General features: G+C 66.0%; 14 protein-coding genes and 3 pseudogenes. 13 read left to right on the top strand and 4 right to left on the bottom strand.

Annotated features, from left to right (window positions below; translation table 11 throughout):
• Positions 1–9: 9 nt before the first annotated feature.
• From ACZ46K_RS00670 to ACZ46K_RS00650, 5 genes and pseudogenes are all read left to right on the top strand, one after another.
• On the top strand, positions 10–1,005 hold the full coding sequence (locus tag ACZ46K_RS00670; RefSeq protein ID WP_464743278.1) for a 3-carboxyethylcatechol 2,3-dioxygenase: 996 nt from the start codon (positions 10–12) through the stop codon (positions 1,003–1,005).
• 352 nt (positions 1,006–1,357) lie between these two features.
• Entirely contained in the window at positions 1,358–1,534 is a 177-nt protein-coding gene (locus ACZ46K_RS00665) for a hypothetical protein (RefSeq protein WP_155951843.1), read from the top strand.
• A gap of 97 nt (positions 1,535–1,631) precedes the next feature.
• Positions 1,632–2,354: an acetaldehyde dehydrogenase gene (locus ACZ46K_RS00660; protein WP_051059612.1), complete on the top strand. Its 723-nt coding sequence runs from the start codon at positions 1,632–1,634 to the stop codon at positions 2,352–2,354.
• 200 nt (positions 2,355–2,554) lie between these two features.
• Positions 2,555–3,398, top strand: a pseudogene (gene dmpG, locus ACZ46K_RS00655) (4-hydroxy-2-oxovalerate aldolase); the annotation flags it as partial.
• A gap of 202 nt (positions 3,399–3,600) precedes the next feature.
• Entirely contained in the window at positions 3,601–3,774 is a 174-nt protein-coding gene (locus ACZ46K_RS00650; RefSeq protein ID WP_464743276.1) for a hypothetical protein, read from the top strand.
• 169 nt (positions 3,775–3,943) lie between these two features.
• Here the strand turns inward: ACZ46K_RS00650 and ACZ46K_RS00645 are convergent, their stop codons facing one another.
• Positions 3,944–4,651 (bottom strand): IS6 family transposase, encoded by a 708-nt coding sequence (locus tag ACZ46K_RS00645; RefSeq protein ID WP_464743246.1) that lies wholly within the window; start codon positions 4,649–4,651, stop codon positions 3,944–3,946.
• 282 nt (positions 4,652–4,933) lie between these two features.
• Positions 4,934–5,155: pseudogene (locus ACZ46K_RS00640) on the bottom strand (ATP-binding protein); the annotation flags it as partial.
• Positions 5,156–5,172: 17 nt separating this feature from the next.
• Between ACZ46K_RS00640 and ACZ46K_RS00635 the strand changes: the two are divergent.
• Positions 5,173–5,397, top strand: a pseudogene (locus tag ACZ46K_RS00635) (IclR family transcriptional regulator domain-containing protein); the annotation flags it as partial.
• Positions 5,398–5,428: 31 nt separating this feature from the next.
• Here the strand turns inward: ACZ46K_RS00635 and ACZ46K_RS00630 are convergent.
• Positions 5,429–6,343, bottom strand: coding sequence for a LysR family transcriptional regulator (locus ACZ46K_RS00630; RefSeq protein ID WP_464743274.1), 915 nt, complete (start codon positions 6,341–6,343; stop codon positions 5,429–5,431).
• A 127-nt stretch (positions 6,344–6,470) separates the two neighbouring features.
• Between ACZ46K_RS00630 and ACZ46K_RS00625 the strand changes: the two genes are divergently transcribed.
• The 6 genes from ACZ46K_RS00625 to ACZ46K_RS00600 all read left to right on the top strand — a co-directional run bounded on the left by ACZ46K_RS00625 (position 6,471) and on the right by ACZ46K_RS00600 (position 11,665).
• Positions 6,471–7,544, top strand: a complete 1,074-nt coding sequence (locus ACZ46K_RS00625) for an SDR family NAD(P)-dependent oxidoreductase (protein ID WP_054807300.1) — start codon at positions 6,471–6,473, stop codon at positions 7,542–7,544.
• 99 nt (positions 7,545–7,643) lie between these two features.
• On the top strand, positions 7,644–8,975 hold the full coding sequence (locus ACZ46K_RS00620; protein WP_464743272.1) for an aromatic ring-hydroxylating dioxygenase subunit alpha: 1,332 nt from the start codon (positions 7,644–7,646) through the stop codon (positions 8,973–8,975).
• The gene (locus ACZ46K_RS00615) at positions 8,972–9,475 is read left to right on the top strand and encodes an aromatic-ring-hydroxylating dioxygenase subunit beta (protein ID WP_019287416.1); all 504 of its coding nucleotides are present in this window, start codon (positions 8,972–8,974) and stop codon (positions 9,473–9,475) included. The genes ACZ46K_RS00620 and ACZ46K_RS00615 overlap by 4 nt, the downstream gene beginning before the upstream one ends.
• Positions 9,453–9,764 carry a hypothetical protein gene (locus tag ACZ46K_RS00610; protein ID WP_054807299.1) on the top strand — a complete coding sequence of 104 codons (312 nt, stop codon included), beginning with the start codon at positions 9,453–9,455 and terminating at the stop codon, positions 9,762–9,764. Before ACZ46K_RS00615 ends, ACZ46K_RS00610 begins: the two co-directional genes overlap by 23 nt.
• Positions 9,765–9,812: 48 nt before the next feature.
• Positions 9,813–10,793 carry an alpha/beta fold hydrolase gene (locus tag ACZ46K_RS00605; protein ID WP_464743270.1) on the top strand — a complete coding sequence of 327 codons (981 nt, stop codon included), beginning with the start codon at positions 9,813–9,815 and terminating at the stop codon, positions 10,791–10,793.
• Positions 10,793–11,665: a DODA-type extradiol aromatic ring-opening family dioxygenase gene (locus ACZ46K_RS00600; protein ID WP_054806673.1), complete on the top strand. Its 873-nt coding sequence runs from the start codon at positions 10,793–10,795 to the stop codon at positions 11,663–11,665. The genes ACZ46K_RS00605 and ACZ46K_RS00600 overlap by 1 nt, the downstream gene beginning before the upstream one ends.
• Before the next feature lie 2 nt (positions 11,666–11,667).
• On the opposite strand, the gene ACZ46K_RS00595 is transcribed toward ACZ46K_RS00600, so the two are convergent.
• Positions 11,668–11,910: a hypothetical protein gene (locus ACZ46K_RS00595; protein WP_054806672.1), complete on the bottom strand. Its 243-nt coding sequence runs from the start codon at positions 11,908–11,910 to the stop codon at positions 11,668–11,670.
• A gap of 20 nt (positions 11,911–11,930) precedes the next feature.
• Between ACZ46K_RS00595 and ACZ46K_RS00590 the strand changes: the two genes are divergently transcribed.
• Entirely contained in the window at positions 11,931–12,179 is a 249-nt protein-coding gene (locus tag ACZ46K_RS00590; RefSeq protein WP_054810260.1) for a ferredoxin, read from the top strand.
• Positions 12,180–12,236: the final 57 nt, after the last annotated feature.

The raw sequence follows: 12,236 nt of genomic DNA, 5'->3' as shown, positions 1-12,236 counted from the left end.
GAACCGATAATGACGCTCGCGCTGGTCTGCACGTCACACAGTCCGCTGCTGGAGTTCAACGACCCCCCGCCCGAGGTGCGCACAGAGGTGGACAGGGCCTTCGCGCAGGCCCGGCAGTTCATCGAAGACTACGACCCCGACCTCGTCGTTTCCTTCGCCCCCGATCACTACAACGGGTTCTTCTACAAGCTCATGCCGTCGTTTTGCATCGGCCTCGAGGCCTCGGGCGTGGGGGACTTCGGCAGCTCCGCCGGCCCGCTCGACGTGCCCTCGGCGCTTGCGGAGCAGATGGCGCAGTCGGTGCTGGACCAGGGCGTGGACATTGCGGTCTCCCTCGCGATGGAAGTCGACCACGGTGCGGTCCAGCCCCTGGAAATCCTGCTCGGGGGCATCGCGACGAAGCCGGTGATCCCGATCTTCGTCAATTCCGTGGCGGCACCGTTCGCGCCCATGAAGCGAATCCGTCTGCTCGGCGAGGCCGTGGGCACATTCCTGAAGAATTTCGACGGGAACGTTCTGCTCCTCGGGTCCGGTGGTCTGTCCCACGACCCGCCGGTACCGCGGCTCGAGGCAGCGACCGGGGAACAAAGGACGATGTTGCTGGGTTGCAACCACCCCACCGCCGCGGCGCGATCGGTCCGCCAGCAGCGGGTTATCGACACCGCCAAGGCCTTCACCAGGGGTGAGGCCGGCATCATGGACCTCGCTCCGGAGTGGGACCGGCAACTTCTTGACATCCTGGCCTCCGGGGAGCTGGAACAGCTCGATGCGTGGACCGCCAAGGAGATGGCCGCCACGGCAGGCAACTCCGCCCACGAAGTGCGCACCTGGGTCGCGGCCCACAACGCCCTGAAAGCGGCCGCCGGCCAGTACGCGGTGACCTCCGAGTACTACCGGCCCATTCCCGAGTACATCGCCGGGTTCGCCGTGACCACGGCCGTATCCGTTCCCAAGACCGCCGGCCTCACGGAAACAGCGGTCGCTGCCGGAACGGTGCGCGCATGATGGCGCCGACACGCCGGAACACCATCGACCAGGCGCAGCCAGCCGACCTCGGCGCTCTCACCCGCGATCTCCTCGCTGCCGCAACCCGCGTATCCCGATCTCCCCGCTCTCCGAACGCTGTCCGGGCCTGACCATCGACGGGGCCTACCGGATCCAGACCAGCGTGCGCGCTCACCTGCTCGGGCAGCGTGCTGCGCGGGCACAAAGTGGGGCTGACCTCGCAGGTGATGCAGCGTCAGCTCGGGGTCGACCAGCCGGACTTCGGATTCCTGCTCGACGAGATGATCTTCGAGTCCGGTCGCTGCGTTCCCGCGTGTGGAACCCGAGGTGGCATTCATCCCCCAGGAGGATCTTGCGGGGCCCGGGCCTCACCATCGAGGATGCTGCAGCCGCAGTGGGGCAGGTGCTGCGCGGGATCGCAATCATCGACTCACGCATCAGCGACTGGAAGATCACGATCATCGACACCATCGCGGACAAGCGTCCTCGGGTGGGGTGGTACTGGGAACGGGACCGCAGACACCGCTGACCGTGCAGCAGCTGGCGGCCTGCGAAGCACAGATGACAATCAACGGCCGCGCCGCCGGTACCGGAATGGGTACCGATGTACTCGGCAACCCGCAGCGATGGTCGGCATCGACCCCGGATCCGACGGACTGGCCCGGGCTACCCGTCTCGGAGTGCCCACCGCCGCTGCCGGTGTCGACGGTCTCATCGGCATGCCCGGCTTCGAAGACATCGACATCGTCTTCGACGCCCCCTCAGCTGTAGCACACATCGCGCACGCTGAAAAGACCCGCCGGGTACGGGAAGAGCTGGTGGATCTGACACCGGCAGCGATCGGTCCCTACGTAGTCCCTGCGGTCAATCTCGCCCGAGAATCGCGATGCCGACAACGTCAACATGGTCACCTGCGGCGGGGAGGAAATGATTCCGATCGTGGCGGCAATCGCCCAGCAAACCCCCTCCGCTCCGCGGAAATCGTCGCGTCGATCGCCTCCAAGTCTGCAGGTCCGGGCACCCGCGCCCACATCGACGAATTCACGGAAACCACCGCCCGCGCGATCGAGGAGGTCGGCGGGACGGAGCGGGGAAAGGCGATCATCGTCCTCAACCCGGCAGAGCCCGAGATGATCATGCGAGACACCGTGCTCTGTCTGACCGACCGACTCGGCGCAGACACCCAACAGCGGATCCGCGCCTCCGTCGAACGCATGGCTCGAAACGTTGCCAGGTATGTTCCCGGCTACCGGCTCGAGCAGGCCGTCCAATTCACCGAAATCACCGCTGACGAGCCGGTGCACACACTGGCCGCCGGTGTGCAGGCAACGGAGAGCGCCACCAGCTGACCGTCTTCCTCGAGGTCGAAGGCGCCGCCCAGTACCTGCCCGCCTACGCCGGCAACCTCGACATCATGACTTCGGCCGCGCGAACAGCTCGCAGCCCGGGTCCGGCTCTATTCCTCGTCATCCGCGGAGGTCACCTCAGGACGACAACCGACACGCGGCCCACGTCGGTCTACCTCCACGACCTCACCCTGCGCGCCGGCATGCACGCCATCCGTCATCGTTACACCACCGAGCAGGTGTCGAGAATCGCGAAAGCACTCGACGACGCCGGTGTCGACGAAATCGAGATTGCGCACGGCGACGGACTTTCCGGTTGCAGGCCCAACTACGGGGCCGGCGCGCACACCGACCCCGAGTGGATCGAAGCGCCCGCCTCGGTCGTCACGAAGGCGCAGCTGACCACACTGTCGCTGCCCGGTATCGGAACAATCGACGATCTGAAGCTCGTGCATTCACTCGGCGTTAGATCGGTCCGCGTCGCCACACCCGCCACCGAGGCAGACGTCTCCGCGCAGCACATCAGCGCGGCACGAGAATTGGGCATGGACGTTTCCGGGTTTTCTGATGATGAGCCACATGGCCTCACCGACGCACCTCGCCGAACAAGCCAAGCTGATGGAAGCCTACGGCGCGCACTGCGTGAACATCACCGACTCGGGTGGACAGCTGGCCATGAACGACGTACGAGCGCGGATGCGCGCCTACCGAGGGGTCCTCGATCCCGAGGCGGAGATCGGAATCCACCACACCAGAATCTGTCACTGTACGTGGCCAACTCCGTGTTGCGGTCGAGGAAGGAGCTGCCAGGGTCGACGCCTCCCTGGCCGGCAAGGGGCCGGAGCGGGCAACACCCCCATCGAAGCGTTCATCGCCGTCGCAGACCTGACCGGATGGAAGCACAACGGTCATCTGTTGAAGTTGCAGGACTCGGCTGACGACATCGTCCGGCCGCTGCAGCACCGTCCGGTGCAAGTGGACACGGAGACACCCACTTTGGGCTACTCGGGCGTTTACTCCAGCTTCCTCCGGCGCGCGGAACGTGCGGGGGTCTGGTCGGCTAGGTGCACCGGCAGTTGGGGTTGCCGATCGCCTCGACCGCACCTGTTGGCGAGGATCACCGACCGCTTCTCGACGGTGGTGCACCGCCGTCGACACCCGACATTCGGTGGGTCGACTTCGTCAAGGGCCAGCGCAAGGACGACGTGATGCACGAGCACCTCGAGCAGTTCACCGCGTCCGAGGAGTGGTGTTCATCGGCCGGGTGCGGGAGAAGACACCACTGTTCCGCACCGAGAAAAGCCGAGACGCCGACGGTCGGAGCTATCCGTGGATCAAGTCCACCGGCATGGTCGACTACTACTACTACTACTACTACTACTGCGTCTGGCAGGTCCCCAATAGTCGGTCCGGTCGGTTCTAGAGCCGGTTCCTGCTTGCAGTCGATCAGTCGATCTCGCACGCCACCGGTTGGTGCCGGTGGGTACATCCGGCAGCGTACTCGGCAGGGCACTGTCACGTTAACTGAAATCGTGTACGGTTCAGTCGGCTTGAGGCTCAAGTTAGTGTAATGTGCTGGTCTGCTTCGTTGTTCAGACGGTCATTATTGCGGTCACCTCGCTCCAAACCCGGAATCGGTCGGCCATCTCTTCGCGCCATTGGGTCGCCGATAACAGGTGTCGGCGAGGCCGGAAATGCGGTGAGATTCCGCTGAACGCAGCCAGGAATCGCTGCGCGTGCCGGACCGATGTGAAGCGTTTCATCGCACGCTCGCGTTGCCGGGTCGGTTGATGCGAGTTCTCGGCGCGGTTGTTCAGGTATTTCGATCGACGGTGCTCGACCGACGGCATCGTCTCGCGGTGCGCCACCTGGTAGCTGGTCAGCTTGTCGGTCACGATCACCCGCGGTACGTACCGCAGGCCCTTGAGTAGCTTGCGGAAGAACCGTGTGGCCGCCTTCGCGTTCCGGCGGGACTGGACCAGTATGTCGAGGACGTTGCCGTCTTGATCGACCGCCCGCCACAGATAGTGCTGCGTGCCGTTGATGCGGATGAACACTTCATCGAGATACCATTTGTCGCCGGGCCGAGGCCGGCGGCGCAGTAACTCGTTCGCGTAGGCCTGCCCGAATTTGTGACACCAGCGACGGATCGTCTCGTAGGACACCACGACACCGCGTTGGAGCATCAGCTCCTCGACCTCCCGGAAGCTCAATCGGAACCGGAAGTACAACCACACACACTCGTCGATGATCTCCACCGGATAGCGGTGTCGCTTGAACGACGGCATTGCGCTGGTCATCCCACAGATTCTGCCAGCGAATGCATCCTCGTTAACGTGACAGTGCCCGGTCTGACGCTCGTGCATAACTCCGGTCCGGTCGAGGGCCATGTGAACCGGATCAATATGCTCAAACGGCAGATGTACGGGCGGGCGAACCTGGACCTGCTGCGGAAACGCGTTATCCACCTCGAATGATGCAGCGCGGCAGTGCCTTCACGGAAAGTGCGCCAGATCCCCAGATCTGCCCGGAGATGGCCATGGGATCTGCCCAGGGGTTGGCCATCTCGGGTTTTCGGGTTGTCAGGACAAGGGCTTCACTCCCTGGCCTGCGAGTGCTTGGGAGAGGCGGACGGAGTCGCCGCTGGTCTGGCAGACGTGGGCGTGGTGCAGTAGCCGATCCACTGTCGCGGTGGCGATGGTCTTGGGCATGAGTTCGTCGAAACCGGCCGGGTGCAGGTTCGAGCTGATCGCGATGGCACGTTTCTCGTAGGCGGCGTCCACCAGGCGGTAAAGCCCATTCGCTAGGCACCCGGACCGAGCTTCTCGACGCGGTGCGCACGAGCCGTTCCCGGGGGTTCGCGTCGAGCAAGGAGGAGAGCGAGGAGGGTTTCGCCTCCCTCGCCGTCGCACTGGCCTCGACCCGCTCCCCGCGGTTGGCTGTCAACGCCTCGCTGCCGCTCAGTCGCATGAGCTCGGCGACCGAGCAGGACATCCTCACTCGGCTGGTAGCTGCGGGGAAGGAGATCGACCATCTCCTGCTCTGATCGGCGTGGTCAGTCCGAGGTCGGCTGGGCCTCAGGCTGGACTGGGCTGCCCGCCGTCCCGGTCCAGCCGGTTGCCGGTCCCCTGGACGTGGCGCACGAAGGACCGTACCGCCGGGGCGATGCCTCCTTCGCGTGACCAGCAGATCCACAGCGGGGCGCTCATCGGGGTGTGCTCGTCGACCAGCACTGGCCATCTGGCCGAGTCGTCGGCACTGAGGTTGTCGTCGGCGATGACGGCCACGCCCAGCCCTGCCCGGGCGAGCGCAACGATGGTGGTGGCGTTGACGCTCTCCGACGTGATGTCGAGCCCGAAGCCCCCTGCCCGCAGCGCCGGCTCCAGCAGGCGCCGGGTGAGGCTATCGGCGGGCCCGGTGAGCACCGGCTGGCCACGCAATTCAGCGACCAAGACGTGGCTCCGGCCCCGCCACGGGTGGTCGTCGGAGGTCACCACCGCCAGCCGCACGTCCCCGAGCTGGTGGCCCGCAAGACGCTGGTCGACCTGCCCGAGGCCCGTCACGAGATCGACGTCCCCGTTAAGCACCTGTTCGATCGCGGGCAGGCCCGAGTACTCGTGGACGGCGACGTGGATAGCGGGATGCGCCGACCGGAAGGTGCCGATCAGGGGCGCGAGGAACCGTGGCACGTGCGGATATGCGCAGGCCACCGTGACGACGCCCGCTCGACCGCGAGCGAGTTCGTGGGCAAACTGGGAGACCGACTCCGCTCGATTCAGCAGGTAATGGGCGCGGGGCAGCAATTGATTCCCGGCACCGGTGAGCTGTACTCCGCGGCCGGACCTCTTGAAGAGGGCGATGCCCAGCTCCGCCTCCAGCGCCTTGATCGAACGCCACAGCGAGGGCTGCGGCACGTCGAGGGTGGCGGCGGCGCGGAGGAACGACCCCTCGCGGGCCACCGCAACGAGATACCTGAGTTGACGCAGCTCCACGCACGGCTCCTAGTTTCACCAGTGAATAGCTCGATCCCAAAATAGCCCGTAGACAGCCTGTGATGAGGGCCATACTCTTTTATGTGTACTGCTATGCAGAAAGCCGTCCCAACTTGAGGAGAATTGGATGTCGGAGTCTGGTGGAGGAACCGTGGCCACTGCGCGGCAGCGTCAGCTGGTCGAGCGGGCACTCGGTGAGTGGCAGGGCGAGGTGGCGGGTCGAGTCATCGTTGTCACCGGTGGAGCCCGCGGCATCGGCCGTTCCCTCTGCGAGGGACTGTTGCGCGCCGGCGCCAAGGTCGTAGCAGCGGACCTGACGTGGGACGACGCTGACGACTTCCGCAAGCAGCTGGAGTCGGACGGCAGCGGCATGGCCGTCGACATGGACATCACCGACGACGCCGCCCTCGACGCCGCCCGAGACGCTGTAATCGACAGGTTTGGGACCGTCGACGTCCTAGTGAACAACGCGTCTCTGGTCTCCGAAACCCTCTTCCCGCCCACAGGCCACCGGAACACCCTTGACACGACCGACCGCGACTGGGAGGTGATGTTCGGCGTCAACGTGTTCGGCACGCTGAAGGCCATCCGCCGGTTCATCGAGCCGATGCGGGCCCAGCAGCGGGGCAGCATCGTCAACGTCGTCAGCAGTGGCGTCCTGGCCGTCGCCGGCGGCGGCGGCTACCACGGGCTGCGCCCGTGGACGGTCGAGATGCCTTACCAGGCCACCAAGGCCGCCGTGATGGCGCTGACCTTCTACCTCGCCGAGGAAGTGCGCGGCGACGGGGTCGCGGTTAACGCGATCATGCCGGGGCACACCCGAGCGTCGTGGTTCGACGCCACCGCCCGGGCCTTCAACGAGCAGGGCATTGCCTACTTCATGCGCCCGGCGATTCCCGAGCACCTGCTGCCGATCTCGCTCTTCCTCGCCGCCCAGGACAGCGCGGGGACGTCCGGGCGCCTCTACTACGTGCCGGAGTGGAACTACGACCACGGCTACGGGGACTACGCCGCCTGGCAGGACCATGAGCTGCCTCCGGAATTGGAGGAGATCTACAGCCGGCTGGAAGCCGCGACCCCGTCATACGAGCGGGCCGGCGTGGCCCACCTCCCCTTCGACGCGCAGGGCGCCCTGTACGCCGCGGGCATGGCAAACCTCGGGGCCCAGAACAGTTGGACCAGCAATGACAGCGCTCAGTGATACCGCAGACGCCCAGACGATCCGCCTACAGGTGGGCCGTTCGGGTCCGCCCTCCCATCTCACCTCACGCAACCCGTCAGACCCCGAGAGGACCCGCTCATGACCAGCATTAGCGAACGCCCCGTTGACGTGGCCGCCGCAGGACTGCACGACCTGGTGAAGCCCGACGAGGGTGCCGTCAGCCGAACGGTCTTCGTCGACGAGGCAATCTACCGCAAGGAATTGGACCGGGTATTCACCAAGACGTGGTTGTTCATCGGCCACGAGTCCCAGTTGAGTGAGCCGGGCGACTACCTGACGAACTTCATGGGCGAGGACCCTGTGATCGCCACTCGCGGTGCGGACGGAGTGATCCGGGTGATGCTCAACTCCTGCGCCCACCGGGGCATGGCCGTGTGTAGCACCGACGCCGGGTCCTCGAAGTTCTTCCGCTGCCCCTACCACGGCTGGACCTACAGCAACAACGGCGATCTGATCGGTGTACCGCGCGCAGATACCGTCTACCATGGCGAGCTGGACAAGTCGCGGCTAGGTCTGAAGGCCGTTCCGCGGGTGGAGAACTACAAGGGTTTCATCTTCGCCAATTGGGACGAGGACGCCATCCCGCTGGTGGACTACCTCGGCGCTGACCAGCTCTGGTATCTGGACCTGGCCTTCGAGGCGCCGCTCGGCGGGCTCGAGGTGATCGGCCCCACGATGAAGTTCCGGATCAAGGCCAACTGGAAGCTGGCGGCGGAGAACTTCGCCGGCGACGACTACCACGTGCTCTACACACATGGGTCGGCCTTCCAGATCGGCTTCCTCCCCGATTACGACACGCTCGGCGACTACATCGCATACTTCGGCCACGGCCACGGGATGGGCGACATCAGCAAGCCCGGCCGGGCCTATCAGAACGACGTCGGGATGGCTCAGTTCCTCGGGCCGGAGGCGATCGAGTACGTCAACGCCGTACACGAGCGGCTCAAGGCCCGGGTCTCCCCGCTGCAGGCGGAGATGCACGGGCTCGGTCAGGGCAATATCTTCCCGAACCTGTCATGGATCAAGTTCGGCGTCTTCCACGTCTTCGGGCTCTTCCAATGGCACCCGAGGGGACCGGGTGAGATCGAGGTCTGGCAGACGGCGCTCTTCGACCGCGACGCGCCGCAGTCGGTCAAGGACTTCGCCCGCACCCAGATGTCCCAGGAGAACGCCGCGGCCGGGATCTTTGGCCAGGACGATGGCGAGAACTTCGAGCAAATCACCGAGTCCGCCCGCGGGGTGGTCTCCCAGACCCGGGATTTCAACTACGCGATGGGCCTGGGGCACGAGGGCGAGATCCACGAGGAGGGATACCCCGGCCATTTGGGGCCCCACTATTCGGAGCAGAACCACCGCAACTTCTATCGCTACTGGCTCGAACTCATGACCACCCCGGGAGAGCAGAAATGACCAATTCCCTCACCGATCTGCGCCGCGACGTCGAGGACTTCCTCTACAGCGAGGCCAAGATGCTCGACGAGCAACGCTACGACGAGTGGCTCGACCTGTTCACCGAGGATGTCCATTACTGGATGCCGATCACGGAGACCCGTGAGGTGCGGCAGCACCGGGACCACGTCCCCGGCGAGTGGTCGCTCATGGAGGAGGACGCCCGTTTCCTCGCCAAGCGGATGGAGCGCTTGGCCGGTGGCCTTGCCCACTCGGAGCAGCCGCGGTCGCGGACGCGTCGTTTCATCAGCAACGTCCTGGTCACCCCCGGGCCGGACGGCGACCTGGTAGCGGAGTGCAACTTCATCGTCTTCCAGTCCCGGCGAGCCAACTCCGAGCAGTTCTTCGTCGGCTCCCGTCGCGACCGGATCGTGACCTCCGGTGAGAGCTGGAAGATCGCCGAACGGACCGTGCTCTTCGACCACCGGGTGTTGCCCCGTGCCATCTCCATCTTCTTCTGAGGCCCAGGCGGCTGACCTCGACGGCAGTCGGGATGTCGGGGCTGATGGCGCACCTGAGCCGAGTTCTTGGCTGCGCATCGGCTCTGCCGACGGCGAGCTCGTAGTCAGCAACGAGTTCGCCCGGGTGCGGGTACGCGCCGACCGAGACGGCAACGACCTTCGCCTGGCCATCCGTAGCCAGCGCACCGGCCGCGAGGTCTTCCTTGACGCGCTGCAGCTGGAGAGCCTCACCTGGCTCGACGAGAGGGCCTACACGACATTGCTCTCCGAGCCGTTCGGACCGGAGTGACCGACCATCCCGCACCGGCCGCACGGCCGAACAGAGAGGAGCCTCAACGTGACGAGCACTGAAGGGGGAATGGCCCAGCCCCAGGGGAACTCGTTCTGGGTGGACCTGCTGGGAACCGAGGTCCGGTACCGCCAGGCGAGCTCTTACCGCACCCGCAGCATCGAGGCAGGCGCCGGTGAGCCGGTAGTCCTGCTGCACGGCGTGAGCGGACACGCCGAGACCTGGGTGCGCAACGTCGCCGTCCTCGGCCGGGACTTCCGCGTGCATGCCATTGACATGCTGGGTCACGGCTTCACCGACAAGCCGCAGATCGAGTACTCGATCCGCGCGCTCGCCGAGCACGTGCTCGGCTTCCTCGACGAGATCGGCGCCTCGCGAGCCCACCTGGTCGGGCAGTCTCTCGGTGGCTGGGTCGCGGCGTTTCTCGCCGTCCACCACCCCGAACGGGTCGCCTCGCTCGTCAGCGTCACCGGGGCGGGGCTGCAGGTGGACGCCGACGGTGCCACGCTGACCGAGAACGTCGGCCGGCAGGTCGCGGAGGCTACCACCAAGGCTCTGGACACCCCGACCCGGGAGAAGGTCCGGACTCGGCTGGAATGGCTGGTCCATGACCCGTCCGTGGTCACCGACGAACTGGTGGAGACCCGGTACCGGATCTACGCCAGCCCGGACTTCGCCGCCACCGCCGGTGACATGGTCGCCGCATTCACCTCCCGGCCCCGGCCGGAGGAACTGCTGACCGCCGAGCGGCTCGCGACGATCAACTGCCCGACGCTCGTGCTGTGGACCCGGCAGAACCCGACCATGCCGTGGCCGGTGGGGGAGGCGGCCAGCCGGATCATTCCCGATGCAACGTTCCATCTGATGGAGGACGCCGGTCACTGGCCGCAGTTCGAGAAGCCGGCGGAATTCCACGCTGTCGTCGGCGGTTTCGTGCGTTCGGTCACCGCGGGGCGCCGAGGTGGGCGCACCGACGGCGACGGCGGCCCCACGGATCCGGCCACCAACCGGCAACGGGCGGCCCGCTGATGGGCAGGCTGGTAGGTGCGTACGCGACGTCCCACACGGCGATGATGATCCGAAAGCTCCAACCGGACAACGACGTGCACGCCGCAGTCCATCAGGCCTTCGCTCAGGTGCGTGCGGAAATTGACCGGCTGTCCCCTGACGTGCTCGTCGTCGTCAGCAGCGAGCACCTAACATCCTTCAGCTACGACAGCTTTCCGCAGATATGCGTCGGAATCGGAGAGATAGCCACCGGTTGGGGCGATGGAGGAGTGGCCAGCGCCGAGGTCCCACTTGCTGGCGCCTTCGCTGCCCAGCTGCTCTCCGAAGGGGTGGCCGCCGGGTTCGACCTCGCGTTCTCCGCCAACCCGAAGATCGACCATGCGTTCATGGCACCATTGACCCTGATCCGACCAGAGATGGACATCCCGGTGGTCCCGGTGTTCCAGAACGCCAACACCGAGCCTCTGCCACCCCTGTGGCGCAGCGCCCAACTAGGGGAACTGCTGCGCGACGTCATTACGCGGCGGCCCGCAGCCGAAACAGTGGTCGTGCTCGGGACCGGCGGGCTCTCCCACTGGGTCGGCACGCCGGAGATGGGCCAGATCAACTCCGCCTTCGACGAGCGGTTCCTGCAGCACGTGCGCGCAGGGGACCTCGGCGCGATCCTCGCCATGAAGACCACCGACGTCCTCGCTGAGGCCGGCAATGGTGCCCCGGAGATCTGCAACTGGGTCACCGCGATGGCCGCCGCGTCCAGTCAAAAGGGCTGGGGAGTGTCGGAGCCTGAGCGGACGGCCCGTGGGCCGAGAGGGGTCGTCCTGGCATACGAGTCCGTCCCGGACTGGGCGACCGGGATCGCGCTGGCTCGGTTGGCCCCCGAGGAGGAACCGTGAACTTACCCCTGGACCAGGTCATCCGCCGGGTCGTCCGGGATCCGGAGTTTCGTTCCATTGCGGAAGAGTCGGGCCAGCTCGCGGCCGACCTCGCAGGCGTACGGCTGGCCGATCTTGCGGCCGTCCTGGATGGTGACCTGGTCACCCTCCATCAAAGGGGCGCCCACCCACTGCTGATCATGCAGCTGGCCGGTGCGCTCAGGATCGATCCGATGCGGCGCTTCGCCGCCGAACAGACTGCCCATGACTTAACCACGGAGGGACGATGAACATGATGAACATTACGGTGGACCTCGAGCGGTGTGAGGGCTTCGCCTCGTGCGTTGTGACCGCGCCCGAGCTCTTCGACCTCGATGACGAGCGAAGCGTCGCCGTCGTTCTGGAGCCTGTTGACGGTGGCCCCCGCACCCGCGCCTTAGCGCTCGAGGCCGCCGCGAGCTGCCCGGTGCGGGCCATCACCGTCTCCGACGACCCCCTGGTGGACGAACCATCGCTGCCGCGGCGCGGCCGGTGACCGACGGAGTTTCGCCGGACGCGGTGGCAACCGCGGTCGAGAACGAACTCCGTCGGG

The sequence above is a fragment of the Rhodococcus sp. JCM 9793 genome, from assembly GCF_055380405.1.
This window is presented reverse-complemented; position numbering and strand designations above follow the sequence as displayed.